General features: G+C 62.6%; 22 protein-coding genes and 1 pseudogene. 15 read left to right on the top strand and 8 right to left on the bottom strand.

Going from position 1 to position 24,540, the window contains the following annotated elements; genetic code table 11:
* The first annotated feature begins 188 nt into the window (after positions 1-188).
* The 10 genes from ACQB61_RS03600 to flhA all read left to right on the top strand — a co-directional run bounded on the left by ACQB61_RS03600 (position 189) and on the right by flhA (position 11,356).
* On the top strand, positions 189-1,289 hold the full coding sequence (locus tag ACQB61_RS03600) for a hypothetical protein (RefSeq protein WP_430511521.1): 1,101 nt from the start codon (positions 189-191) through the stop codon (positions 1,287-1,289).
* On the top strand, positions 1,256-2,320 hold the full coding sequence (locus ACQB61_RS03605; protein WP_430511522.1) for a flagellar hook-length control protein FliK: 1,065 nt from the start codon (positions 1,256-1,258) through the stop codon (positions 2,318-2,320). The genes ACQB61_RS03600 and ACQB61_RS03605 overlap by 34 nt, the downstream gene beginning before the upstream one ends.
* Before the next feature lie 54 nt (positions 2,321-2,374).
* The gene (locus tag ACQB61_RS03610) at positions 2,375-3,037 is read left to right on the top strand and encodes a flagellar hook assembly protein FlgD (RefSeq protein WP_430511523.1); all 663 of its coding nucleotides are present in this window, start codon (positions 2,375-2,377) and stop codon (positions 3,035-3,037) included.
* 292 nt (positions 3,038-3,329) lie between these two features.
* On the top strand, positions 3,330-3,605 hold the full coding sequence (locus ACQB61_RS03615; protein WP_019963894.1) for a DUF1153 domain-containing protein: 276 nt from the start codon (positions 3,330-3,332) through the stop codon (positions 3,603-3,605).
* Between the two features lie 455 nt (positions 3,606-4,060).
* Positions 4,061-5,677: a flagellar basal-body MS-ring/collar protein FliF gene (gene fliF / locus ACQB61_RS03620; RefSeq protein WP_430511524.1), complete on the top strand. Its 1,617-nt coding sequence runs from the start codon at positions 4,061-4,063 to the stop codon at positions 5,675-5,677.
* 18 nt (positions 5,678-5,695) lie between these two features.
* Positions 5,696-6,730 (top strand): flagellar motor switch protein FliG, encoded by a 1,035-nt coding sequence (gene fliG, locus ACQB61_RS03625; protein WP_430514278.1) that lies wholly within the window; start codon positions 5,696-5,698, stop codon positions 6,728-6,730.
* 26 nt (positions 6,731-6,756) lie between these two features.
* Positions 6,757-7,461 (top strand): FliH/SctL family protein, encoded by a 705-nt coding sequence (locus ACQB61_RS03630; RefSeq protein WP_430511525.1) that lies wholly within the window; start codon positions 6,757-6,759, stop codon positions 7,459-7,461.
* Positions 7,458-7,796, top strand: coding sequence for a flagellar motor switch protein FliN (fliN, locus tag ACQB61_RS03635; RefSeq protein WP_430511526.1), 339 nt, complete (start codon positions 7,458-7,460; stop codon positions 7,794-7,796). The genes ACQB61_RS03630 and fliN overlap by 4 nt, the downstream gene beginning before the upstream one ends.
* 19 nt (positions 7,797-7,815) lie before the next feature.
* Positions 7,816-9,171 (top strand): sigma-54 interaction domain-containing protein, encoded by a 1,356-nt coding sequence (locus ACQB61_RS03640; RefSeq protein WP_430511527.1) that lies wholly within the window; start codon positions 7,816-7,818, stop codon positions 9,169-9,171.
* Between the two features lie 28 nt (positions 9,172-9,199).
* Entirely contained in the window at positions 9,200-11,356 is a 2,157-nt protein-coding gene (flhA, locus tag ACQB61_RS03645; protein WP_430511528.1) for a flagellar biosynthesis protein FlhA, read from the top strand.
* A gap of 79 nt (positions 11,357-11,435) precedes the next feature.
* Here flhA and ACQB61_RS03650 read toward each other — a convergent pair whose 3' ends face one another.
* Positions 11,436-11,678, bottom strand: a complete 243-nt coding sequence (locus tag ACQB61_RS03650) for a hypothetical protein (RefSeq protein WP_430511529.1) — start codon at positions 11,676-11,678, stop codon at positions 11,436-11,438.
* Positions 11,679-11,865: 187 nt separating this feature from the next.
* Between ACQB61_RS03650 and ACQB61_RS03655 the strand changes: the two genes are divergently transcribed.
* On the top strand, positions 11,866-12,489 hold the full coding sequence (locus ACQB61_RS03655) for a GNAT family N-acetyltransferase (protein ID WP_430511530.1): 624 nt from the start codon (positions 11,866-11,868) through the stop codon (positions 12,487-12,489).
* A gap of 8 nt (positions 12,490-12,497) precedes the next feature.
* On the opposite strand, the gene mtnA is transcribed toward ACQB61_RS03655, so the two are convergent.
* Positions 12,498-13,598 carry an S-methyl-5-thioribose-1-phosphate isomerase gene (mtnA, locus tag ACQB61_RS03660; protein WP_430511531.1) on the bottom strand — a complete coding sequence of 367 codons (1,101 nt, stop codon included), beginning with the start codon at positions 13,596-13,598 and terminating at the stop codon, positions 12,498-12,500.
* A gap of 197 nt (positions 13,599-13,795) precedes the next feature.
* On the opposite strand from mtnA, the gene ACQB61_RS03665 reads away from it, so the two are divergent.
* A complete protein-coding gene (locus ACQB61_RS03665) occupies positions 13,796-14,389 on the top strand; it encodes a hypothetical protein (protein WP_430511532.1) in 594 nt (197 codons plus the stop codon).
* Between the two features lie 21 nt (positions 14,390-14,410).
* On the opposite strand, the pseudogene ACQB61_RS03670 reads toward ACQB61_RS03665, so the two are convergent.
* Positions 14,411-15,336: pseudogene (locus ACQB61_RS03670) on the bottom strand (metallophosphoesterase family protein).
* 478 nt (positions 15,337-15,814) lie between these two features.
* On the opposite strand from ACQB61_RS03670, the gene ACQB61_RS03675 reads away from it, so the two are divergent.
* The 3 genes from ACQB61_RS03675 (at position 15,815) to ACQB61_RS03685 (ending at position 17,462) form a co-directional block, all read left to right on the top strand.
* Positions 15,815-16,297 carry an NUDIX domain-containing protein gene (locus ACQB61_RS03675; RefSeq protein WP_430511533.1) on the top strand — a complete coding sequence of 161 codons (483 nt, stop codon included), beginning with the start codon at positions 15,815-15,817 and terminating at the stop codon, positions 16,295-16,297.
* A gap of 268 nt (positions 16,298-16,565) precedes the next feature.
* Positions 16,566-17,060 (top strand): GNAT family N-acetyltransferase, encoded by a 495-nt coding sequence (locus ACQB61_RS03680; RefSeq protein WP_430511534.1) that lies wholly within the window; start codon positions 16,566-16,568, stop codon positions 17,058-17,060.
* A gap of 96 nt (positions 17,061-17,156) precedes the next feature.
* Positions 17,157-17,462, top strand: a complete 306-nt coding sequence (locus tag ACQB61_RS03685; RefSeq protein WP_430511535.1) for a Fis family transcriptional regulator — start codon at positions 17,157-17,159, stop codon at positions 17,460-17,462.
* Between the two features lie 107 nt (positions 17,463-17,569).
* On the opposite strand, the gene ACQB61_RS03690 is transcribed toward ACQB61_RS03685, so the two are convergent.
* The 5 genes from ACQB61_RS03690 to ACQB61_RS03710 are packed head-to-tail and all read right to left on the bottom strand — an operon-like array spanning position 17,570 to position 24,481.
* Complete coding sequence (locus ACQB61_RS03690) at positions 17,570-19,645, bottom strand: hypothetical protein (RefSeq protein ID WP_430511536.1); 2,076 nt, start codon at positions 19,643-19,645, stop codon at positions 17,570-17,572.
* A gap of 13 nt (positions 19,646-19,658) precedes the next feature.
* Positions 19,659-21,800, bottom strand: coding sequence for a DUF4159 domain-containing protein (locus ACQB61_RS03695; RefSeq protein WP_430511537.1), 2,142 nt, complete (start codon positions 21,798-21,800; stop codon positions 19,659-19,661).
* A 32-nt stretch (positions 21,801-21,832) separates the two neighbouring features.
* Positions 21,833-22,510, bottom strand: coding sequence for a BatA domain-containing protein (locus ACQB61_RS03700; RefSeq protein WP_430511538.1), 678 nt, complete (start codon positions 22,508-22,510; stop codon positions 21,833-21,835).
* Positions 22,511-22,513: 3 nt separating this feature from the next.
* The gene (locus ACQB61_RS03705; RefSeq protein WP_430511539.1) at positions 22,514-23,455 is read right to left on the bottom strand and encodes a DUF58 domain-containing protein; all 942 of its coding nucleotides are present in this window, start codon (positions 23,453-23,455) and stop codon (positions 22,514-22,516) included.
* A 15-nt stretch (positions 23,456-23,470) separates the two neighbouring features.
* Entirely contained in the window at positions 23,471-24,481 is a 1,011-nt protein-coding gene (locus ACQB61_RS03710; protein ID WP_430514279.1) for an AAA family ATPase, read from the bottom strand.
* Positions 24,482-24,540 lie beyond the last annotated feature (59 nt).

Raw genomic sequence — 24,540 nt, forward strand, 5'->3', positions numbered from 1 at the left:
TGCAAGTGACCGGGCAAGCCTTGCCGTGCCGGGCAGGATTTGCCGGGCCGGGCGTGCGGCGGAAATGACGCTTGTCTTGCATTTTCTTGATTCAAAACAACAATTTGCGGCCGCTGAAACTGGCCCCGTCCTTGCTTTTGAGTGGCAAGGATAAATCCGCCCCTTGTGGGCAAGTGTCGAGGGTTGCCGTGCAGGCGTTTCAGCTTCGGATCGATCTTGGTGGCATGAGCGGGCCTGCCGGTGCAGGCGCGGGGCCTTCGGCTGGCGGACAGGCGGCTGAGGGTGTTTTCGCCGGTGTTCTGGCAAGTGCTGGCCTTGAAGGGGCCGGGGCGGCGGTTGCCGCTGCGCCGGTGAATGCCTCTGCTTCCGGCGGCATTCCGGCGCAGAAGGCCATCGATGCGCAGGGTCTGCAGGTGCTGCAGCCGGGCGCCGTGGTGGAGCCGCAGGCCATTGATGCGGAAGCTGCGCTGCCTTTGCCCCTGCCGCAGGTGCCTGGTTCCTCTCCCGCCGAGCTGCCATCTCCGCTTCCCGGCACGGCGGCTGGCGAGGCTGTGGTTGATGGTCTGCCGGTTGCGGATGCCCCGGTGCTGGATGGCGAGTCAGGTGCTGATGCAACAGCGATGGTGGTGGCATTTGTCATGCCTGCGCCTCTGCCTGCGCCGCAGCCCATTGTGGCTGCCCCGGCGCAAAATGGCTTTCAGGATGGGGCGCTGAATGGTGTGGACGGCCTGCGCGGCAGCATTACCCCGGCATTGCCGGATCTGCCGCAGCCGGGTGGTCAGCCGCAGCCTTCTGCGCCCGGCACGGCCCAGCCGCAGGTTGACGCGTCCGTGTCCGCTCCCTTGCGCCTGCCGGCGGGGATCTGCCGTCCACCGAGGCTGGAAAGGCTCCCGCGGCCGCGCAGCCGGGTGTTCCTGCAATGCCTGCCGCCAATGCCGCATCTGCCCCCGCTTTGGGCGTTGCGCCGCAGGTGCTTCAGCAATTGGAAAATGCGCAGCCGCAGGCGGGTGCCGGTCTTGAAACCGCGCTTGCTGCAGCAGGCCTCGCCGCCAGCGGCACTGAAACTCTGGAGCCAGACGTTCTTGCCGCACTTGCACGCTCTGCAACTGCAGGCGCTGCCCAGGCTGACGTTGTGGCCGCCAAGGCAGCTGCAAACGGTTCTGTTGATGTTCAGACACAGGCTGCTGTTTCTCAGGTGCAGCCACAGACTGCCGGGCCTCAGGCTGACGTGCGTCCCCAGCCGGTTTCGGCACCTGTGGCAGCAGATAGCGCATCCTCGCAGCCGGTAGCCGCATCGCCCGCTTCTGCGGTTGAGGCGGGGCCGGATGCTGTAGAGACGCTGCGCTTTGCCATTTCTTCCGGTGCGGATGATGTTGCCGGTGTTCCCGCTGCCCGGCCCGAGGTTGTGGCACAGCAGGCTGTTGCCACAGCCGTTTCCGGTTCGGTCGCGGCCGGCATGACCAAGGCAGCTATCGCTGAAACGGCAGGGCAGACGGCTCAGGCTGACGAGGCCGTGCAGCTCGCGGCTCTGAAGCGTGCCGACGAGAAGGATGGAACCGGCAGCCGCTATGCCTTTGCAGGTGAGGCCTCGTCTGAAAAGCCGGTGGCACAGTCTGTGGCCGCGAAGGGTACGCAGGCGGCTGATCTGGCTGGCGCCTCTGCCACCGTCAATACTGGCCAGTCTGCTGCAAACGCGGCTGCGCCGGACGGGGCTGAGGCTGACAAGGGATCAGATCCGGTCGTGGCGCTGGACGCCCGTGCCGGACGGATGGACTTTACCGGCTTTGGCCGGGCTGACGGCCAATCGGCCACAAGCATCGGCACGGCGCAGGCGTCTGTGTCCGGGCAGGTGCCCACCCAGGCGCAGGCCCAGGCGGCAGCCAGCCAGATTGCCGGACAGATCCAGCTGCAATCCCGCGCCGGACAGAGCCGCTTCCAGATGCGGCTTGACCCGCCCGAGCTGGGCCGGATTGAGGTCCATATGAAGGTCAAGGCTGGCGGTGAAGTCGAGGCTCATCTGATCGTCGACAAGTCCGAGACGCTCGACATGTTCATGCGCGACCACAAGGGGCTTGAGCGTGCGCTGGAGCAGATCGGCCTGAAGGCCGAGCAGGGCGGGCTGCAGTTTTCGCTGCGTGATGAGGGCAGCAGCCGCCAGTTTGCCTTCTCTGGTGACGGGCAGGGCAACGGTTCCGGACAGTCCGGCCATCAGGGCCAGCCGCAGGGACAGGATGGGCAAGCCGCAGAGCGCGGCATCAGTGAGCGCGTCGTGCAGCTTTACCGCCAAAGCGGACGCAGCGGCGTCGATATCCGAATTTAGTATGCGTGCAAACTCCGGCTTGGCTGCAGGCCGCCGGTGTCAGGAGTGAAGAGAATGGCAACAGTTTCCGCGAACACCGCAGCGAACACAGCCCAGAGCTCGAGCGCTGCCAGCAAGCAGACCTTGCTCGGCAGCTATGACCTGTTCCTGACGCTGCTGACCACGCAGATCCAGAATCAGGATCCGCTTGAGCCTCTGGATGCCTCGCAATACACTCAGCAGCTGGTGCAGTATTCCAGCGTTGAGCAGGCAATCAAAAGCAATGAGTATCTCGAGAATCTGATTGCCATGATGCAGGCTGGCCAGGCCTCGTCCTATGTGAACTACCTTGGCTCGCAGGTTACTGCTTCCGGCGCCAGCACGGTTCTGGAAAATGGCGAAGCCACTTGGAAGGCCAATGTTTCCGAGGCGGCCACGGGTCTTGTCGAGATTCGGAACTCTGCCGGTGCCAAGGTTTACGAGGGCAAGGTGGACTTCTCGAGAGGTGACAACACGTTTGTCTGGGACGGAAAGTCATCGAACGGGATAGCTGTCCCTGACGGGGCCTATTCTATCTCTTTCCAGCTGAGCAATGCTGCAGGCAACAAGGTGACACCAGTTACACAGATCTCCGGTAAGGTTGACCGTGTCGACCTGTCGAGCGGGACGCCCTACCTGGAGATCGGCGGTGTGTCCATTCCGGTGAGTTCGGTGACTTCCGTTTCGCGGGCAAGCTGAGTCCGTCAGAGAATCAAATCGCCAGAAGGCGCGGGAGGTCACTTCCGCGCCTCTTTTTTATATGGCCAGCTTGCCGCCTCCTGGCCTGGTTGGCAGCCGGAGGTTTCTGTAAGGTAAACAATTTCTCAATTTGGCTAAACAAAGGCGATCTATTTTGAAATGCTTTCTTAAGAACGGTCACAGGAAATCGCAATTTCATAGTTAATACAATGTAACTAGGCGCTTAGGTAAATTTTAAACTCCGCTGTCTATTCTCTCTTCAAGACCTGGTCATGGTTTGTGTGAGAGTAAAATGACCGAGCAAATTCGTTCGCGTGTGAAATATGTGATTGGGCCTGATGGAAGCCCACTCACCATCGCCGATCTGCCGCCGCCTAGTACAAAGCGGTGGGTCATCCGGCGTAAGGCGGAAGTCGTGGCAGCAGTCCGCGGCGGTCTCCTTTCTCTGGAAGAGGCTTGCCAGCGTTACACGCTGACGGTCGAAGAGTTTCTGTCATGGCAGAGCTCGATTGAGCGCCATGGGCTGGCGGGTCTGAGAGCGACCCGTATCCAGCAGTATCGAAACTGACGGTTCGGCGCGCGGCTTGCCGCACGCAGGGTCTGTACCTCCAAAAACCGGCCGGCCTCGAAAGAGGCCGGCCTTTCTGCTTTTGCGCTTGCTCAGGCAGGGGGAGGTGATGTTGCAACCATCTGTGGTCAACCCGCTCAGGTGCTGATTCCCGGTGGCGCAATGCAGCGCCTCGCCGCTAGAAGCGGAGTCGGCCGGGGCATGCCAGACGCGCTTGTCTCGTCAAAAGTTACCCACTGATTAACGAAAACCGGCAGAATTTCGCTATTTGCAAGCGGCGCTGGTAAGGATTGATGGCTGAAATCTGCCGGTTTTCCGGCTGGCGTCAATACTCGTTAATAACTTGTTTACCTTCTAGCGGGCAAATTTTGCCTATCGGACAATGGGGTGCAGGTCGGAGTGGGCCGTGATTCCCTCGACTGCCGGGTAGGGCCAACGAACGCGAGCGGGCAAACGTGAACGGATTGATCGAATTCATCAGAACACTGGGCGCAGCGCGCGTGGCCGCAATGGGGGCGGTTGCGGCGATCCTCATTGGTGTGTTCGCCTTCATCATTCTGCGGGTTACTGCCCCGCAGATGGCACAGCTCTACTCGGACCTGTCGCTGGAGGATTCCTCTGCAATCGTCACGTCACTGGAGCAGCAGGCGATCCCTTATGAGCTGAGGCGTGAAGGCTCGACCATTCTCATTCCGCAAGAGCAGATCGCCCGTGTGCGTATGCGCCTTGCCGAAGATGGCCTTCCGACCGGTGGCTCCATCGGCTACGAGATCTTTGACCGGACCGACACCCTGGGCGCCACCAGCTTCGTGCAGAACATCAATCATCTGCGTGCGATGGAGGGCGAACTGGCCCGCACGATCCGCTCCATCGACCGGATCGTCTCTGCCCGCGTTCATCTTGTGATTCCCGAACGCCAGTTGTTCCAGCGTGATTCCCGGCCGCCCTCAGCCTCTATTGCGGTCAAGGTCCGCGGCTCGCTCGGTGCTGGCGAAATCCGCGCCATCCAGCACCTCGTGGCAGCAGCGGTTGATGGTCTCACTCCGGAACGCGTGTCGATCGTGGATGACGCGGGGCGTCTGCTTGCTTCCAGTTCGGATGACAATGCTGAAGCCATGTTGTCCACGCAGTTGCAGGAACGGACGGCGGAAGTTGAGACGCGACTGCGCAACCAGGTCGAGGAAATCCTCAACAGCGTGGTTGGGCCTGGGCGCGCCCGGGTGCGGGTCGCAGCTCAGATCGACCATAACCGGGTGACCGAGACACAAGAGCGCTTTGATCCGGAAGGGCAGGTCGTCCGCTCAACCCAGACCAAGGAAGAGGCCAGCACCCGTGGTGCAGGGCAGGACCAGGTCACCGTTGGCAATCAGCTGCCGAATGCGGATCAGGGCGCAGCCGGCACGGGCGACGTCGAAGCCTCCAACCTCAATGAGGAAATCGTCAATTACGAGATTTCCAAGGCAACCCGGACCGAAGTGGTCGAGGCGGGCAGCGTGAAGCGTCTGTCTGTGGCTGTGCTGGTGGATGGCGTCTACACGCCGAATGCGGATGGGGTGCTCCAGTATGAGCCTCGCACCCAGGAAGTGCTCGACCGGATCGCCGTTCTGGTGCGGTCGGCTGTTGGTTTTGATGCCGCTCGCGGTGATGTGGTCGAGGTTGTCAATCTGCGCTTTGCCCAGGCGCCGGAAAACGACTTTGAGGCAACCGAGCCGGGTCTGTTCGACTTCACCCGCGATGACATCATGCGCTTTGCCGAGCTTGGTGTGCTGATGCTGATCGCGCTGCTGCTGCTGCTCTTTGTGGTGCGTCCGCTTCTGCGCCGCATCGTGACGCCGGATGAAAAGCAGCCGCAGGAGCTGGTGATCGCGCCGGATGGTACACTGGTTGCCGAGAGCGAGCTGCCTCAGCAGCAGGAAGAAGAAGACGACGGTGTGGTCATCGAATGGCTTGAGGAGGCAAAGCGCGAAGGCGCCATGCAGGCCTCGTCCATCGCCAAGGTGGGCGCAATGATCGAGGATTATCCGTCGGAGGCCGTCACGATCGTGCGCGGCTGGCTGGAAGAGGCAGCGTAACCCATGGCGCAGAGTCAAATGCAGAACCAGCTGACAGTCAGTGACGATGGCGTCGAGCGCGAGCTCAAGGGGGCCGAGCGTGCTGCAGTTCTGATGCTGGCCCTCGGCGAAGTCCATGGGCGGCAGATCTGGGCCCGCCTTGATGAGATCGAGGTGCGCCAGATCTCTTCTGCCATGGCCAAGCTGGGCCCTGTCACGCCGAACATGTTGCAGGATCTTTTCGCCGATTTCGTGCGCCGCCTCAGTTCGCGCGGCTCGCTGATGGGCAACGTGGATGCAACGGAGCGCCTGCTTGCAGCCTTCCTGCCGCAGGACAAGGTTTCCGTGATCATGGAGGAAATCCGTGGTCCTGCAGGCCGCAACATGTGGGAGAAGCTCTCCAACGTGCAGGAGAACGTTCTCGCCAACTACCTGAAGAACGAATATCCGCAGACTGTTGCCGTGGTGCTGTCCAAGATCAATTCGGACCATGCTGCACGGGTGCTGGCAATCCTGCCGGAAGATCTGGCGCTTGAAGTGATCAATCGCATGCTGCGCATGGAGGCAGTTCAGAAAGAGGTTCTGGAAAAGGTCGAGCTGACGCTTCGCAAGGAGTTCATGTCGAACCTGACCAACACCAGCCGCCGCGACAGCCATGAGATGATGGCCGATATCTTCAACAATTTTGACCGGCAGACGGAAGCCCGTTTCCTGGCGGCACTTGAAGAAGAGAACCGTGAATCGGCGGAGCGCATCAAGAACCTGATGTTCACCTTCGACGACCTGATGAAGCTCGATGCGGCCAGCTGCCAGACCCTGCTGCGCAACGTGGAGAAGGACCGCCTGACCATCGCGCTGAAGGGCTCGACGGATCAGGTGCGCGACTTCTTCTTCGGCAATATGTCCTCGCGTGCGGCAAAAATGCTCAGGGACGATATGGAAGCCCTTGGTCCGGTGCGCCTGCGCGATGTGGACGAAGCCCAGTCCGCCATGGTTGCTACAGCCAAGGATCTGGCTGCGCGCGGCGAAATCATGATCGCGAAGTCGAAGAGCGACGACGAGATCATCTACTGATGACAAGCGAGGTCTAGAGCGGAAGCATGTCACGCTTCACGACACCGTCGAAATTCCTGTTCAGCACGGACTTTGCGGCTCCTGACGCTCCGGCAGAGGAGGTCCCGCAGGAACCGGTTGTGCCGATGATGCCGGTTGCCCAGCACGAAGCCCTGCTGGCGGCCGCCGTTGCGGATGCGCGGAGCAAGGGCCGGGCGGAAGGCATGGAAGAAGCGCGCGCCAGCGAGGAGCGCCGTCTCGCCGATGAAGCGGCCCGTCTTGTGAGTGTGGCTCAACAGGTTTTCGATGAGATCGACGGCTTCCGCGAAGAGGTCGAGCGGGACGCGATTTCACTCGCCTTTCTGGTCGCGCGGCGGCTTTGCGCGCATCTGATCGCACGCAGTCCGCTGGGAGAAATTGTGGCGCTGGTGTCCGAATGCCTTGGTCCTTTGCGCAAGGCGCCGCATCTGGTCATCCGCGTGGCAGCCAAGGACGTTGAGACGCTGAAGAAGCGCCTGGCTCCACTGATCGAGGAAAAGGGCTTTGTGGGACGCCTTGTCATTCTCGGAGAGCCCGAGGTTGAACGTGGCGACTGCCGGATTGAGTGGGCTGATGGCGGTATCCTGCGGGACCGGAAGGCCATTGAGAAACAGATTGACGAGATCATTCGCGCCTATTTCCAGGCCAAGGCTGCTGCCCGCGCGCGGCCTCAGGCCCGTGAGACGGCTGCAACCGGGGAGACTGAGGCATGAGCGACACAGGTGATGGCGGCATTCCGCTGGACGAACTTGAGAGCCCTGGCCGGCGCCGGGAAGACCGGGGCGATATCGGCCACGCTTCCTCGGCCGCCGACCTGGAAGCTGTTTTCGATGTGCCAGTGCGTATCTCGGCCGTGCTTGGTCATTCCAAGATGCACGTGGCTGAATTGTTGAAGCTGGCATCGGGAACGGTGCTGGAGCTGGACCGCAAGGTCGGTGAGGCCATCGATATCTATGTAAATGACCGGCTGGTCGCCCGCGGGGAAGTCGTGGTGGTCGAGAACAAGCTGGGCGTGACCATGACCGAGATTATTAAGACCGACCGCTGAGAGCGGGCAGGAGACGAAGATGCGCTTGCTGATTGTTGGAACGCTTGGCGGCCAGCTTACGACAGCCTCGAAAATCGCGATGCAGCGCGGCGCTCAGGTCACCCATGCGGATGACATCGAGGGGGCGCTGAAGGTGTTGCGCTCTGGCCGTGGCGCCGATCTTCTGATGGTCGAGGTGAAGCTGGACATCGGCTCGCTGATTGCGCGGCTGACGGACGAGCGCATTCACGTGCCGATCGTTGCCTGCGGCACAGATACGGATGCCCGCGCGGCTGTGGCGGCCATCCGGGCCGGTGCCAAGGAATACATCCCGCTGCCGCCTGATCCGGATATGATCGCGGCGGTTCTGTCCGCCGTTTCGGAAGAGCGCGGCGACCTGATCTACCGCGACGAGGCCATGGCCGCGGTGGTGAAGCTGGCTGAACAGGTGGCGCCGTCTGACGCCTCGATCCTGATCACCGGTGAATCCGGCACGGGCAAGGAAGTCATCGCCCGCCACGTGCACCGCAGTTCCTCGCGCTCAGGCAAGCCCTTCATCTCCATCAACTGTGCGGCAATCCCCGAGCACTTGCTGGAATCCGAGCTCTTCGGTCACGAGAAAGGCGCCTTCACCGGTGCGGTGGCACGCCGGGTCGGCAAGTTCGAGGAAGCTGATGGCGGCACGCTGCTGCTGGACGAGATTTCCGAAATGGATGTGCGCTTGCAGGCCAAGCTTCTGCGCGCCATTCAGGAGCGGGTGATCGACCGGGTGGGCGGCACACGGCCGGTGCCGGTGGATATCCGTATCATTGCCACGTCGAACCGGGATCTGGCAGAAAGCGTGCGGCAGGGGACTTTCCGTGAGGATCTGCTCTTCCGTCTCAATGTGGTGAACCTGAAGCTGCCGCCCCTGCGCCAGCGTCCGGCCGATATTCTGGAGCTCGCCGACTATTTTGCCCGCCATTATGCGCAGGTGAATGGTGCGCCTGTGCGGCCCATCAGCCCGGATGCACGCCGTGCACTGACAACCAGCCCCTGGCCGGGCAATGTGCGCGAGCTGGAGAACACCATCCACCGCGCCGTGCTGCTCGCCATCGGGCCGGAGATCGGGGTTGATGCGATCCGTATGCCAGACGGGACACCGCTGGCTTCCGCTGGGCGCGGGCCGGTGGAGCGGGCAACTCAGGCGGCTGAAGCCGTCAACCGCTCTCTCGTCGGGCGGACAGTCGCGGACGTGGAGCGTGATCTCATTCTGGATACGCTGGATCACTGCCTTGGGAACCGCACCCACGCGGCCAAGATCCTCGGCATTTCGATCCGTACCCTGCGCAACAAGCTGAACCAGTACACGGACGAGGGCATCCATGTGCCTGGTCCGGGCGAGGCGCGGGTCTGAAGCGCTTGCTGATTTTTGAGGACGCTGCATGAGTGAAGCATCAGCAAATGGCACCGGCGCTCCGCCGCCGCCCGGAGGGCGCGGACCGGGGACTGGCGTCCCGATGCCAAGCATAGGCGATATCTGGCGCGCGCTGAGGCAGGGGGATCTGGGCCTCGCCATTGGCGTGATGGTCATCCTCGTCCTGCTCATCGTGCCGATGCCCTCGATGCTGCTGGACATGTTCCTGGCCATCTCGATCATCTTCTCGGTGATGATCCTGATGACTGGCCTGTTTATCCAGCAGCCGCTTGAGTTCTCGTCCTTTCCGACGGTTCTGCTCATCGCCACAATGCTGCGTCTGGCGCTGAACCTTGCCTCGACGCGCCTGATCCTTGCCAACGGCCATGAGGGAACCGCTGCGGCTGGACATGTGATTCAGTCCTTCGGCAACTTCGTGATGGGTGGCAATTTCGTCATCGGTATCATCGTCTTTGCCATTCTGGTGATCGTGAACTTCATCGTCATCACCAAGGGTTCTGGACGTATCGCGGAAGTGGCTGCCCGTTTCACTCTGGATGCCATGCCCGGCAAGCAGATGGCGATTGACGCCGACCTGTCGGCTGGCCTGATCGATGAAGGCGAGGCTCGCCGCCGCCGCAAGACGCTCGAAGAAGAGTCCACGTTCTTCGGTGCCATGGACGGTGCGTCCAAGTTCGTGCGTGGTGACGCGATTGCCGGTCTGCTGATCACTTTCATCAACGTTCTTGCCGGGATCATCATCGGCGTGGCGCAGATGGGGCTGACCTTTGCAGAGGCCGCGCAGAACTACACCCTGCTGACCGTGGGTGACGGCCTGGTTTCGCAGATTCCGGCGCTGATCGTGTCGACTGCTGCCGGTATTCTGGTCTCCAAGGCAGGTGTGGCCGGATCGGCCGACAAGGCCATGGTCGCCCAGTTTACTGGCTATCCGAAGGCACTGGGCATGTCGTCGGCTGTCATGCTGACACTGGCCTTCCTGCCGGGTATGCCGATGATTCCGTTCGTCGCGCTGGCCGGGCTGGCTGGCTGGCTGGCCTTCAAGACCGGAAATACGAAGCAGCAGAAGGCAGCCGAGGAGATTGCCAAGAAGGTGATCGAGGAAGCGCCCAAGCCCGCTCCTGAGCCGCCGATCACCGATGCCCTCAAGATGGATGAGCTGCGTATCGAGCTGGGCTACGCCCTGCTGCCCCTGATCAATGGCCGGGAAAGTGGCGGCGCGGATCAGCTGACGGAGCAGATCAAGGCCCTGCGACGTCAGATTGCGTCGGACATGGGCATCATCATGCCGCCCGTGCGCATCCTCGACAACATTCAGCTCGGGGCTAATGACTATGTCATCAAGGTCAAGGAAGTGGATGCGGGCAAAGGCTCGCTCTATCCGAACCGCTACATGGTCATGGATCCAGCCGGCGGTCAGGTGAAGCTGCCCGGCACGCACACGATCGAGCCGACCTTCGGCCTGCCTGCTACCTGGGTTGAGGCTGCCTACCGCGAGGATGCTTCGCTGCGCGGCTACACCGTTGTGGATCCGGCGACCGTGCTTTCCACCCATCTGACAGAGACAATCAAGGGCAATGTCGCCGAGTTGCTGACATATGCAGACGTGCAGAAGCTTCTGAAGGAGCTCAAGGGCGATCAGGCCAAGCTGGTGGACGATCTCATCCCCTCGCAGATCAACGTGTCGGGTGTGCAGCGCGTATTGCAGACCCTGCTTGGCGAGCGCGTTTCCGTGCGCGATCTTGGCACCATCCTGGAAGGTATTGCGGAGGCGGTTGGCTTCACCCGCAACACCAATACGATTGCCGAACATGTGCGCAGCCGCCTGGCACGTCAGCTCTGTGCGGCCAATGTTGCGCCCGGCGGCTATCTGCCCCTGATTGCGCTCACCCCGCGTTGGGAACAGTCGTTCCTGGAGGCAATTGTCGGAGAAGGTGATGACCGCCAGCTCGCCATGCAGCCCTCGAAGCTGCAGGAGTTCGTGACCCTTGTCCGTGACGCCTTTGAGCACGCAGCGACCCAGGGAGAGGTGCCAGTTCTGTTGACATCGCCGCAGACAAGGCCCTTTGTCCGTTCCATCGTTGAACGCTTCCGGGCCCATACGACTGTAATGAGCCAGAACGAGGTTCACCCCCGGGCGAAACTGAAAACAGTCGGATCAATATGACCAGGCCGTCGTGCCTGCAGAGGAACGGCAGGCAGGGCCAGCAAGCCCGGCCTGCTTGACCTTCTTCCCGCTTCTTTTGTCAGACGAGAATGTTCAGCCGTGACATGGCTGATGCAAAGCTGACGTTGTTGCCTTGCAAGGCGTTGGATGTTTGCTGTTGAACCAGATTGGCACTGGTCGAGAAAACGGCATTTGACAGCTGATTGTTCAGTTCGATCGTTTTCTGAACACTGCGTCTGCGCACAGCACTCCACGCGTCATTGTAATCCTTCAGGGAAGGCTTATCCGCATTGCGGTTTGGGTTGTTTCCAATCTTCGCCATATGACCAGTTTTGGCGCATAGGGTTAATGATTGGTTAACATGCTGCAGAATGCACTTCGGACCGGTTCCGATTGCCGGCTTTCTCAATTAAAGCAGCTGCAGACCCAGCGATGAAAACTCTTCCCACAGCCCAACGCAGATCCCTTTGCGAATCTATTATGGTCGGGCCAGCTGGAAGGAATGCGCGATGACACTACTGAATATGAATGGCTATACGGACCTGCCCGAGACAAAGGTTGCAGTGGTCACCACCTATCTTGAAATGACCGCCGCCCCTGACGCGCTCGAAGCGCCTCGAAAGTCTCCGGATGGTGTGAGTCTCGAGCGTTTTCAGGGAGCGGATACCGACCGCTTCCTCGAGCTTTTCCGAAAGGTGGGCGAAGAGTGGCTGTGGTTCTCCCGGCTGCTGATGCCACGCGATGAGCTGGCTGCAACGCTCTCGAAATCCTCGAGCGAGATCTACATTGTCCGCAAGGATGGCGTCGATGCCGGACTGCTGGAGCTGGATTTTGCTGATCCTCTGAACGTGGAACTGGTCTACTTCGGGCTCGTGCGGGAGGCTACGGGGCACGGGCTTGGCCGCTGGCTGATGCAGCAAGCGCTCTGGCGCGTCTGGTCGCGTCCGCAAACGAAGCGCTTCTTCGTACACACCTGCACCGGTGATAGCCCGGTGGCACTTGGCTTTTATCAGGCGAGCGGCTTCCGGCCCTATAAGCGGGCGGTGGAGGTGATTGATGATCCGCGCCTCTCTGGCCATCTCCCGGAAACGGCAGCGCCGCACGTGCCGATGCTGGGGCGGCCTGCGGGCTGATCCCGGCGTCAGTGCCTGATCTTGTCGGAGAACGTGGCGGCGAGGGCCGGGCGTGAGGCTTCGATTACACCGCGCTCGGTGATCAGCCCCGTCACAAGGCGCGCAGGCGTGACATCAAAGGCTGGATTTGCGACTTCGGAGCCTTCCGCCACGATGGAAACGCGGCGGATTGTGCCGTCAAGCGCGCGCCCGGCAATGGTCGACACTTCTCTTCCGTCCCGTTCTTCGATCGGAATGCCCGTCAGGCCGTTGCTGATGGAAAAGTCCAGCGTCGAGGAGGGCAGGGCGACGTAGAAGGGCACGTTGCAGTCCTTTGCTGCCAGCGCCTTCAGATAAGTGCCGATCTTGTTGCAGACATCCCCGTTTGCGGTGGTCCGGTCGCTGCCGACGATGACCATGTCTACGGCGCCGTGCTGCATCAGATGCCCGCCCGCATTGTCGCAGATGACGGTGTGCGGGACGCCATGCTTGCCCAGCTCCCAGGCGGTGAGAAAGGCCCCCTGATTGCGCGGACGGGTTTCGTCCACCCAGACATGGACGGGAATGCCCGCATCATGGGCCATATAGATCGGGGCGGTTGCTGTGCCCCAGTCCACCGTCGCCAGCCAGCCGGCATTGCAATGGGTGAGGATGTTCACCGGTTCGCCGAAGCTCTTTTGGGCGAGCACTGCCTTGATGAGATCCAGCCCATGCAGGCCGATGGCCATGTTCGTGGCGACATCCTCGTCGCAGATCCGTCCGGCCAGCTGCAAAGCCTTCTCTGCCCGTAGTTCCGGTGCAAGATGGATGAGGGCCCTGCGCACGATATCAATCGCCCAGGCGAGGTTGATTGCGGTTGGCCGCGTATCAACCAGCATGGAAGCCGCGCTGTCGAGTGATGCATCGCCGGGGTCAGCCAGCATTGCCAGCCACATGCCATAGGCCGCCGTTGCACCGATGAGGGGAGCACCGCGCACGCGCATGGTGCGAATCGCTTCTGCGGCCTCGGTCACGGTGGTGAGTTCCCGCGTTTCAAACGCGTGCGGAAACAGGGTCTGGTCCAGAATGGTTACACTCTTGCCGGATTCGCTCCGCCAGATGGTCCGGTAGGGGATGCCATTGACTTTCATGGGTGAAATCCTGCTGTTCCGGTTTTTTGCAGCGCGGCGTCTGGCCGTGCGGACCTGAATATATTAATACTTGTTAACCACAGCTGCGACATTGCCAGTGGAAGAGCGGTTTCCAGCCGGTTGCCCCGGTTTCCAGTAGGACGCTGATCCGTAAAAGTCCGCTTAAGGCAAAAGCAGCAAACGACTCGGGACAACACATGGCAGATCAGAAGACCACAAGACCGGCCGCGACCGTGGTGCCCCATTCCAAGGTTCGCAGCCTGCGGGAAACCCTGCGCAAGGTGCGTCTGGGTGAAGCCGAGCGGGCCGATGTGGTCATTGATCTGCAGGACACCGAGCGTGTCCGGCTGAAGATGCTGGCCGAGGAGCTGCAGGATGTCTTCAAGGAAGTGCCGGAGGATGACGACCAGTTTTCCTTCCAGATCATTCCCGGCTCTACACCGCGCCTCTGGATCGATGTGACCAGCCACATCGTTGTTGCCGGTGACCTGAAGACCTACCGCTTCCTGAAAGACACCCGTCTCGGACGTCTTGTCATTCTGGAGACTGCCGACATTGATGACATGGCGGATTGCGTGACGGAGTATATCGCCGAGCGCATCATTGAGCGGGAACGGGCGCTGGAAGGTGACTGGCTCGACAAGCGCATGAAGGCGGCAATCTCGGGCAACTCATCCCGCCCTGCCGGTGCATCCGTCTGGGCGCCAGTTGCCCTGTCTTTCCTCGTCGGATCTCTGGCTGGAGCCGCAGGCCTTATAGCCTTTGCCTGGTTTGCCTATCCGATGCTGTGAGGCTGCAGAAACAGTCTCGTTCTAGCTTCCTGACGGAATCGCGATTTCCCGCTCTGCAATGGTGCTGATTTCTTCTCCAGCGCGCAGAAAACCGCGTTCCTGCATGAGGCAGCGCCAGCTGCCGCTTTCCTGGGTGATATTGAAGAGATTGTAGCGGGCACCAGGATGGCGGCCGCCGGGAGCGTGGCTGGCCGAAGGAACGCCGATGACCGGCACCGGACCGTTCGGACCTTCAATGGCAGTCAGGCTGTCGATATGGGTGTGTCCATGCAGCACGAGTTCTGCCCCGCTGCGTTTGACGGCGGCGCGCAGGCGCGAGGCATCCTCCAGCCGTTTGTGCCAGCGGGTTGCCCCCTTGAAAGGCGGATGGTGGATCATCACCACCCGGAAGAGGCCTTCCTTGCCCGTTTCCTCCAGCATGTTCTGAAGACGGCGTGACTGTGGCACGCCGATGCGGCCGGTTGCGAGGCCGGGAGCGCTGGCGCGTGCGGTTGACACTCCAATGAGGGCCAATTGCCCGCGGCGGCGCAGATAGGGAAATGGGCCTTGATGCTGCTGCTGTCGTCTGGTGCAGCAGGACGATCGCCGGTCATATAAGGGCGCCAGGCCTTGAAGGCGGACTTCAGTGCGCCCGGCACATAGGCATCGTGATTGCCCGGGACCAGAGACATCAGTTCTGGCGGCGCGACCGCATCCAGCCAGACTTTTGCAGCTTCGATTTCCAGGGGAAGGGCAATGTTGACGAGATCACCCGTCAGGGCAATGTGATCCGGTGCTCCTGCCAGCATGTCATCGACAAGGCCTGCCAGATAGTCGCCGCCCATGGCTTTTTTCCGGTTCCGCCGCCAGTTCACATAGCCAAGGATACGCTTGGACAGGAGCTGCAGCAGTTCGGGCGCCGGCAGCGGGCCGAGATGCGGATCGGAAAGATGGGCAAGGCGGAACATGCCTTTCCTTCCCTCGTGCGCCTTGACCCGTCAAGCAAAAAGCGCCCCAGAAGGGCGCTTTAGGCGGTTTCGCTTTTGGTCTGCGCTGTGTCCGTGCCGCTGAGAGAGGACTGGCCGCGCAGTGTCCAAAGTGCCAGGATCAGTTGGCAGCGAAAGTGGTCAGAGCTGCGCGGATGCGCGGGTTGCTCATGTCAACGGCAGGCTTCCATGCGAAGCGGCGGTTGCGAGTGCGGCGCGCGAACAGGGCGGTAAACATGGGTGTCTCGTCTGGTTTTCCGAAGGGAGCCTCGCACAGACATTGCGCAAGTTGCTGCTTATTTCTTCATCGGAATGATGTGAATATAGCCAGTCTTCGCAGGTGCACAACTCATGGAAGTGGCGGGCTGCCCTGCGTTTGCTGCATGACAGGTGAACAGGTTTTTACCGCGTTTTTGGGGAAGGGCTTGCCCTGACCACAATGTTCAGCATACTGCCGCGCATGTACAAGGTTCTGCGTATTTTACCGCCAGCTCTGCTGCGCCGCGTCATTCATTCCGCCAATCTTCTGCGCAGTGCTCATACGCTCGGCGTCCGCGTGGTCATCCGCGATGCCAATGGCTATGTGCTGCTGGTCAAGCACACCTACATGTCCGGCTGGTATCTGCCGGGCGGAAGTGTGGATGTTGGCGAAACGCTGCAGCAGGCAGCTGTTCGTGAGGTCTTCGAGGAGACCGGGATCGTGGCCCAGGCTGAGCCGCACCTGCTTGGGATCTATCACAACCGCGAGGGCTCCAGCCGTGATCATGTAGCCCTGTTCGAGATTCCCGAATGGCAGCCGGGCATGTCGTCTCCGGTTCCCAACAAGGAAATTCAGGAAGCCCGGTTCTTTTCGCCCGATGCGCTTCCGGTGGACATAACCGGCGCGACACAGCGGCGGGTGGACGAGATTTCCGGGCGGCTGCATCCCAGCGCCTACTGGTGAGCCCGCTGCTTCCGGCAGACCGCGCAAAAACTGCTGGACCATTGCGCCAGCTTCATGATACTCGCGATTCACTCCGGCGATAGTTGCGCCGGACACAGGACGACTCACGATGATTTCGAGCCACGAACAGCGACGACGACGGAGCGCACGGGACTTTCTCCCGATCGCACGCGCGCGTCTTGTTTCTGGCTGCTGACCGGTTCGTCCATTGGCATCTTCAGGGCAGGGCGCAAGAACGCCAGACCATACTGCTGAGATGTCATCTGCCATGAAGACTGAGAACTGGTTCGTCCGTCTTGAAGCGCCCTCCGACGAGGCCGCTGTTGAAGCCCTGCAAGCTGAAGCCTTTGGTCCGGGGCGTTTCGCCCGTACGGCGTTCCGCATTCGCGAGGGCGTGCCCCATGCCGCCGGGCTCAGCTATGTTGGCACCGCTGATGGGTCCATTGCAGGGTCCGTGCGGCTGACGCCGATCCGCATTGGCGAGACACCCGCCATGCTGCTTGGTCCGCTCACTGTGGCTCCCGAATACAAGAACCGGGGTCTTGGCAAGCTGCTGTTGCGCACGGCGCTGGAGGAAGCCCGGCGTCTGGGTGAAACGGCTGTTCTTCTGGTGGGCGATCCTCCCTATTACGGCCCGCTTGGTTTTGTCCCGGTGCCCTTCGGACAGATCACCTTGCCCGGACCGGTCGATCCGGCACGCGTGCTGGTCGCCTGCCTGACAGACGCACCCATGCCCTCCGGCGCGGTTCGCGGCGGCCGGTAAGCGCTGGCCCGGCGTAGGGCTTGTCATTTCATCTTGATAGACAGACAGCGCGCGCGCCTTTGCCGCTGCGGCTGGCTGAACCGGAAAGTTCAGATCATGACGGTATCTGACGGTGTTGCAGCTTATGAATTGCAGACAGAGGCAAGCCTCGACAGCCTGCTTGAGGACAATGGCCAGCCAGAAGAGGTGACGGCGGTTGCGATCAAGCGCTCGCTGGCACTCCAGCTTCTGCACGCCATGAAGACGCAGAAGATTACCAAGTCCGAGATGGCGCGCCGGATGCGCACCAGTGCCTCGCAGCTGGAGCGTATCCTTGATCCGTCGAATGACAGGGTGCAGCTCGACACGCTGCTGAAGGCCGCAACTGCCGTCGGCCGCAAGCTGAGCTTCAGCCTGACTTAAGCCAACTCTCGATGAGTGAAGCTCATCGAGAGTTGGGCAAGCCTGTGCGGCGCCTGAGCAATTTCAAGGCGTGATGCGTCAGCATCTGAAGCCTTGGTATCAAGCCCTTACCTTCCCTCGCGGTACCACGCGAGGGACAGGGCGCCGAGGAGAAGGGCGAGGCCGAGGAGGCCGTTGAAGACCGGGTAGCGGTCGATGCCCTTCAGCACGCTCGCCTCAGATGTCTTCAGTCCCATCCAGCCGCTGCCGGAAAAGCCGTCTGCCCGGTTCATCGGCACGATGCGGGGCAGGTTCACTTCGCCGCCCGCATCCGCCAGCCGCACCGCTGCGCCGCCTGTCTGGGAGGCAATCGGGGCGAGCTTTGCTGTGGTGGAGATGACATCGGCAAACTCGCGCGGGTTCTGCGGGCCGACATGGATCAGCGCCGTGCGTTCGCCGTCCGTAACAGTATAGAGGCCAAGCTCTGTCACGCGCAGGCCTGCTGTCCACAAGCCCGGCTCCTCCTCGGAGAGCTCGAGCTGGCGCTGGACACCGGATGGGTCTGTCAGGGTGGCAGGGGCAGCACTGTCACCCAGCGTCTGCCGCTCGATCCGCAGCATCGGGCCGCGCAGGGAGAGACGCAGCGCCTCTTCCTCAAGATCCGGCTCCTTCATCAGCCAGTGGCCGAGGCGGCGCAGCAGCGGCACATAGGGGCCGCCACCTTCATAGCCGCGCGCCCAGAGCCAGACGTGATCCGACAGCAGCGTTGCCACGCGGCCCTCGCCCTGGCGGCTGAGGACCAGCAGCGGCAGGTCGCTGGGGCCGGTCATGAGCTGCTCGCCCGCATCGACTTCCGTCTCGACGGCACGGAACCAGCGGCTCCATTGAGGCGGCTCGGCGTTTGCGCCGGGCAGGCCGCGGGTGACCGGGTGACGGCTGCCGAGCTCTGAAACCTCCGGATAGAACGGGCCTTCAATGACATTGCCCGTGGGCCTGGCCGGCAGAACCGGGGCCATGGGCGTGCGGTAGATGGTTGCCGCTTCCGCATAATCCGGGCCGCCTGCAATCAGCAGGGCACCGCCCGCCTGCACATAGCGGGCGATGTTGTCGAAATAAAGCATCGGCAGAACGCCGCGGTTCACATAGCGGTCGAAGATGATCAGGTCGAACTCGTCGATCTTCTCGGAAAACAGCTCACGCACCGGGAAGGCGATCAGCGACAGCTCATTTACCGGCGTGCCGTCCTGCTTTTCCGGCGGGCGCAGGATGGTGAAATGGACGAGATCCACAGAGGCGTCGGATTTCAGGAGATTGCGCCAGGTGCGCTCTCCTGCATGCGGGGAGCCGGAGACCAGAAGCACGCGCAGGTTCTCGCGGATGCCATCCACCGTCACCACCAGGCGGTTGTTTATGGGCGTCAGCTCTCCGGGAAGCGTGTCCGTCTCGAATTCAAAGATGTTCTGCCCGCCATGAGCGATCTGCACGGCGATATCCGCAGGCTGGCCAGGCTGCACCCGCTGCTCCGTGATCGGCTGGCCGTCCCGGCGGACGCGGATGGTCACCGGTTGCCCGGCGCCTTCCAATGTACCAGCATCGCGCACTTCGACGCGGACGGTCTGTTCCGATCCGACAAGGCCGAAACGCGGGGCGCGGACCAGCGCCAGCCGCCGGTCGCCCTCGTCCGGGCGTCCGGTTACCAGCGCATGCAGCGGCGCCTTGAAGCCGAGCGCATCGGCGCTGGCGGGAATGTCATGAACCTGACCGTCGGTGAGCATGATCGCCCCGGCCACCCGGTCCGGCGGCACATCGGAAAGCCCGCCGGAAAGCGCACTGAACAGCGCTGTGCCATCATCCTGCGTGCTGGGGTTCACTTCGATGCGGCGCACCTCGAAGCCGCGCAGGGCGGCAAGACGGTCTTCCAGGGCTTTTGCTGCGTCATCAGTGACAGTTGCACGGTCTTCCAGAGACTGGCTTTGGCTCTTGTCCACGACAAGAGCGACTACGCTTGAGAGCGGTTCGCGGTCTTCCCGGTCCAGCGCCGGATTGGTGAGGGCGGCAAGGGCCAGCGCCAGCGCCAGCGCCCGCAGCCATGTGCCGCGCACGCGCATGAGGAGCCCGGCAGCAAGGAAGACAAGTACCAGAACGGCAGCCGCAGCCAGCACCGCCCAGGGCAGGAAGGGAGCGAAGGAAAGGGACCAGTTCATCGCCGCGTTCCCCTCACTGTCCCAGCCGTTCCAGCAATGCCGGAACATGCACCTGATCGGCTTTGTAGTTGCCGGTGAGGCTGTACATCACGATGTTGACCCCCGCGCGGAAGGCATACTCGCGCTGCATCGGATCATCGGGCACTGTTGGGTAGAGATATGTGCCGTTGGTATCAACGGCCCAGGCAGCAGCCATGTCATTGCCGGTGATGAGGATGGGCGACACGCCGTCACCTGCACGCACCGGTCGCCCGTCATCTGCCGGGCCGTCTTCGCTTGCCTCCACCCACAGCGGGCTAGTGGCATAGCGGCCGGGGAAGCTCTCCAGCAGGAAGAAAGTCTTGGTCAGCACGTGGTCGAAGGGCACGGGCTCCAGCGGCGGCACGTCGAGGCCATCAAGGATCTCGCGGAGCTTGGCTGTTGCTGGTGTCGTGCCGAAGCCATTGGCGGAACTCACCAGATTGTCGCGCGTGTCAAACAGAATGCTGCCGCCATTGCGCATGAAACTGTCGATCCGCGCCATCGTGCGCTCATCAGGCTTGGCGGCTGAGGGATCAATCGGCCAGTAGAGCAGGGCGTAGAAGGAAAGCTCATCCCTTGCGATATCAACGGCCATCGGCGTGCCGGGCTCCAGCGCGGTACGGTCGGCAAGATAGCGCGACAGACCTTCCAGTCCCGCAGCAGACGCAGCATCAATTTCGGCATTGCCGGTCACCACATATGCGAGCCGTGTTTCCAGCGTCGCTTCCAGCGCCTTTACGTCATCAGCGCTTTCCTGCGCCTTGAGAGGCGAGGCGAGGCCGGTGAGCGCGAGAACAAGACCTGAGGCCAGCAGCAGTGCGCCTGCCGTGCGTACCATCCGGCGCAACCGTAGGCGGCTGATCAGTCCGGCGAGCAGCAATACAATCAGCGCATCCAATGCCATCAGGCTAAAGGCGGCGAGGAACAGCGGCGCCCGGATGTCTGCGGGCTCGCTCTCCGCATAGGGGCGGAGTTCTGCGTTTGAGCCAGAGAGCGACATGTCGAGCGGCACGAGCTTGGCCCCTTGATCCAGAAGATTGAGTGCCCGGAAACCATCATCCGCGCCATAGAGGCCCGGAGGCGTGGCGCGGCTGGCTTTTGTGCGGGCAAAGTCTGCCACGGCAATCGGGGCCACATCGGCACGTGGGCTGGAGAGAACCCCATAGCCATCCAGGAGGCGCAGAGGCGGCAGGACGTTGCGCACGGACGTGTCGGCTTCAAGTGCGGCAACGGTGTCTTCTGCCTCCGCAGATGGGGCGGCGGCTGCCGGATTGGACAGGGCTACGATCCGCCGCAGCATCTCGACATAGACGCCGGACAGCGGCAGATTTGACCAGGCTGTGTCAGCGGTGACGTGGAACAGGACGATGGCACCGGTTCCCCGCGATTGAGCTGTGACGAGAGGCGTGCCGTCGCTGAGGATGGCCCAGCTGTGGTCCGGCAGATCGGCCGTGGGCTCGGCAAGCACCTGCCGTGTCACTTCCACCTCTTGCGGAATGGTCAGTCCGGCAAAGGGCGACTGTTGCGGGAAGGGCGCGAGCTTTTGCGGTTCTTCCCAGGAAAGGCTGCCGCCCAGCGTCCTGTCTCCGGCTCGCAGGCGCACGGGCATCAGATCATCAGTGCCGCCTGCGGTGCGTGGGCCTGCAAAGCGCACCAGCAGCCCGCCACCTTCCACCCAGCGGCCGAGCTCGGCGGTGGCATTGTCCGGCAGGCGGCCCACATCGGCCAGCATCACCACCGACACGCCTTCTGCCAGCAGCTCCGGAACGGCTTCGCTGAGGTCTGCCGTGCGTGGCGTCTTCAGGTCGGCAAAGGGCGCGAGGGCGCGCTGGAGGTAGTAGAGTGGTGAGAGCAGCGGCTGCGACTGGTCTGCGCCCGCGCCGGAAATCAGCGCAACTGTGCGCCGCCGCCAGCTGTCATCCAGCAGCTTGACCGCGCCCGAGGCGCGTTCGCCGCTGATTTCCAGCCGGGCAATATCGTTGCGCAGCTCGCTCGGCAGGGAGAAGGAAGCCGTTGTCTCCGTGGCGCCATCCGCAAAGACGGCATCCGTCTCGCCAATCGTCAGGCCCCGCATGTCGGCGGCGCGCACGCGCAAGGTTGCCGGCCCTTCACCGGGTTTGCGGATTACGGTCACGGTCAGCGCATCGGCGTTGCTGGTGAGGCCTGCTAGGCCCAGGGGGGCTCAAGGCCGGTGTAGACCGTAAGGGGCTTGTTGCCCAGCATCGACCCGAGATCGCGCTGGAAGGAACCCGGTACATCATCTTCAAGCCCGTCGGAGATCCAGACGGCCTGCTCCACAGGCGTTTCCTGCAATGCCTTGCGCAGGACTGTAATCAGTTCGGCGCGCTGGTGGCTGTAGGCGCGGGGTTCCAGCGCCCGCAGCCGCTCACCAGCGGCAGCAGCTGTCGAGGGGATAAGCGGCTGGTTGGGGCCTTCGGCGGTGGCCAGCAGCATGACCGGCGTGCCCGTGTCCGTGGCTGTTTCCAGGATTTGTTGTGCCGTCGCGACCTGCCGGTCCCAGTCTGAAGCCGAGGTCCAGCCATTGTCGATGACCAGCAGCAGCGGCCCGCCCTCAAGCGTCAGCCGTTCCGCCGGACGCCAGACGGGACCGGCCAGGGCGAAGATCAGCAGGGCAGCAAGCAGCAGGCGCAGTGCGGTCAGCCACCACGGGCTTTTCTGCGGGGTTTCCTCATGCTTTTCGATTTCCAGCAACAGCCGGGTGGGCGGGAAAGTGACCTCACGCGGGCGTGGCGGAGTGAGCCGCAGCAGCCACCAGATCACCGGCAGCAAGGCAAGGGCGGAAAGGATCAGCGGTGAGGCAAAGCCGATAGGCAGGCCGAACATGGATCATAGCCCTCCCATGCCGGAGGCCAAGGCGCCGGGTTGGCCGGACAGGCGGCCATGCAGCGCCAGCAGCGGCTCGGTGGCGGGCCTGTCGGTGTGATGAAGAATATGGCTCCACCCGGCGCGCCCGGCGATCTCGCGCAGCTGCGCCTTGCGGGCGGTGAGCCGTGCCTGATAGGCCTCGCGCCAGCCTTCTGCCCGGCCCGTCGTCAACCGCAAACCGCCTTCTGGGTCGCGGAATTCGACCCGCCCGTCAAAGGGAAAACTCTCCTCGATGGGATCGAGGATCTGCACCAGATGGCCGCGTGCGCCGGTTGAAGCCACACGCCCCACCCATTCGGTAATCGTGGCGATGGGATCAAGGAAATCGGCGATCAGCACCACATCCGAAAACCGGCGGACAGATGTTGTATCCGGCAGGGCCTCGGTTCGGGGAGCGTGGGCAAGGGCTGCGGCAAGCCGTTCCGGCGCATCGCGGCTGGTGAGGGGGCGGGTCAGGCCCGGCAGGCCGACACGTTCACCGCTGCCGGAGAGCATGCTGGCCAGCGCCAGAAGCAGCACCAGCGCCCGGTCACGCTTGACCACCGGTGCAAGCTTCGAGCCGAAATTCATGGAAGGCGACAGGTCGGCCCAGAGCCAGATCGTGTGGGCGGCCTCCCATTCGCGCTCGCGTACATAAAGATGCTCGTCACGGGCAGAGCGGCGCCAGTCGATGCGGCGCGCAGGCTCGCCCATGGAAAAGGGGCGGAACTGCCAGAAGGTTTCTCCCGGCCCGGCCCGGCGGCGTCCATGCCAGCCGGTCGCGACCGTATTGCCCACCTGACGTGCTTCCACCAGCAGTTCGGGCAAGGCTTCGGCCACCGTTCGGGCAGAAGCGAGCATGCCCGGACCAAGGCCGCTTGTCTGCGTTGTGTCTGCTGCCGGTGCCGTGCTGGTGCCTGCCATTCAGGTCCTCCCGGCTCAGCCGATACGAGTCTTGAGGCGGGAAATCACCTCACGCACCGTGTGACCATCGGCGCGGGCGGCAAAGGTCAGTGCCATGCGGTGCTGCAGCACCGGTTCGGCCAGTGCCAGTACATCGTCAATGGAAGGCGCAAGACGGCCCTCGATTAGGGCGCGGGCGCGCACGGTCAGCATCAGCGCCTGGCTGGCGCGCGGGCCGGGACCCCAGGCGATCAGCCGGGACAGCTCGTCGCCTTCGCCCTGTTCTGCCGGGCGGGCCGAGCGGACCAGCTGCAGGATGGCATCGACAACGCTTTCGCCCACCGGCATCTGGCGCACCAGCGCCTGCAGGGCGATCAGCTCTTCCCCGTTCAGCACGGCGGTGGGCTTGGCCTCGGCGGAGCCGGTCGTCTCCAGCAGGATGCGGCGCTCGGCTTCCAGCGTCGGATAATGCACGTCAATCTGCATCAGGAAGCGGTCAAGCTGGGCTTCCGGAAGCGGATAGGTGCCTTCCTGCTCCAGCGGGTTCTGGGTGGCGAGCACGTGGAAGGGCCGGGGCAGGTCATGCGGCTGCCCGGCGACAGTGACATGATATTCCTGCATCGCTTGCAGCAGCGCCGACTGGGTGCGCGGGCTGGCGCGGTTGATTTCGTCGGCCATCAACAGCTGAGCAAACACTGGACCGGGGATGAAGCGGAAGCCGCGTGTGCCATCGGCAGCCTGCTCCATCACTTCCGCACCGAGAATGTCGGAGGGCATCAGGTCGGGCGTAAACTGGATACGCCGGGCGTTGAGACCCAGCACCGTTCCCAGCGTTTCCACCAGCTTGGTCTTGGCAAGGCCGGGCACACCGACCAGCAACCCATGACCGCCAGCGAGGATCGTAACCAGAGCCCGGTCGACCACGGCTTCCTGCCCGAAGATCACCCGGGCCACATCGGCACGTGCCGCACCAATCCGGGCGACGGCCTTTTCGGCCTGCTCGACAATGTTGGCGGGGCTGGCGGGCGTGCTGGTGATTGCGCTCATGGAAACCTCTTCAAGCCGTTGTCCGTGTCCTTGCCCGATGGCAAAGGGCGGCGTTCCGT

Origin of the sequence: Pannonibacter phragmitetus (assembly GCF_050510895.1) — a bacterium.
Classification (GTDB): Bacteria; Pseudomonadota; Alphaproteobacteria; order Rhizobiales; family Stappiaceae; genus Pannonibacter; species Pannonibacter phragmitetus_B.

Bases quoted from the DNA above. Each gene is read 5' to 3' on its own strand.
- ACQB61_RS03615 (WP_019963894.1), top strand. From the start codon at position 3,330: ATGACCGAGCAAATTCGTTCGCGTGTGAAATATGTGATTGGGCCTGAT.
- ACQB61_RS03675 (WP_430511533.1), top strand. From the start codon at position 15,815: ATGTACAAGGTTCTGCGTATTTTACCGCCAGCTCTGCTGCGCCGCGTC.
- mtnA (WP_430511531.1), bottom strand. From the start codon at position 13,598: ATGAAAGTCAATGGCATCCCCTACCGGACCATCTGGCGGAGCGAATCC.
- ACQB61_RS03665 (WP_430511532.1), top strand. From the start codon at position 13,796: ATGGCAGATCAGAAGACCACAAGACCGGCCGCGACCGTGGTGCCCCAT.
- ACQB61_RS03650 (WP_430511529.1), bottom strand. From the start codon at position 11,678: ATGGCGAAGATTGGAAACAACCCAAACCGCAATGCGGATAAGCCTTCC.
- ACQB61_RS03655 (WP_430511530.1), top strand. From the start codon at position 11,866: ATGACACTACTGAATATGAATGGCTATACGGACCTGCCCGAGACAAAG.
- fliG (WP_430514278.1), top strand. From the start codon at position 5,696: ATGCAGAACCAGCTGACAGTCAGTGACGATGGCGTCGAGCGCGAGCTC.
- ACQB61_RS03710 (WP_430514279.1), bottom strand. From the start codon at position 24,481: ATGAGCGCAATCACCAGCACGCCCGCCAGCCCCGCCAACATTGTCGAG.
- ACQB61_RS03640 (WP_430511527.1), top strand. From the start codon at position 7,816: ATGCGCTTGCTGATTGTTGGAACGCTTGGCGGCCAGCTTACGACAGCC.
- ACQB61_RS03610 (WP_430511523.1), top strand. From the start codon at position 2,375: ATGGCAACAGTTTCCGCGAACACCGCAGCGAACACAGCCCAGAGCTCG.
- ACQB61_RS03685 (WP_430511535.1), top strand. From the start codon at position 17,157: ATGACGGTATCTGACGGTGTTGCAGCTTATGAATTGCAGACAGAGGCA.
- ACQB61_RS03700 (WP_430511538.1), bottom strand. From the start codon at position 22,510: ATGTTCGGCCTGCCTATCGGCTTTGCCTCACCGCTGATCCTTTCCGCC.
- ACQB61_RS03705 (WP_430511539.1), bottom strand. From the start codon at position 23,455: ATGGCAGGCACCAGCACGGCACCGGCAGCAGACACAACGCAGACAAGC.
- fliN (WP_430511526.1), top strand. From the start codon at position 7,458: ATGAGCGACACAGGTGATGGCGGCATTCCGCTGGACGAACTTGAGAGC.
- flhA (WP_430511528.1), top strand. From the start codon at position 9,200: ATGAGTGAAGCATCAGCAAATGGCACCGGCGCTCCGCCGCCGCCCGGA.
- ACQB61_RS03690 (WP_430511536.1), bottom strand. From the start codon at position 19,645: ATGAACTGGTCCCTTTCCTTCGCTCCCTTCCTGCCCTGGGCGGTGCTG.
- ACQB61_RS03630 (WP_430511525.1), top strand. From the start codon at position 6,757: ATGTCACGCTTCACGACACCGTCGAAATTCCTGTTCAGCACGGACTTT.
- ACQB61_RS03680 (WP_430511534.1), top strand. From the start codon at position 16,566: ATGAAGACTGAGAACTGGTTCGTCCGTCTTGAAGCGCCCTCCGACGAG.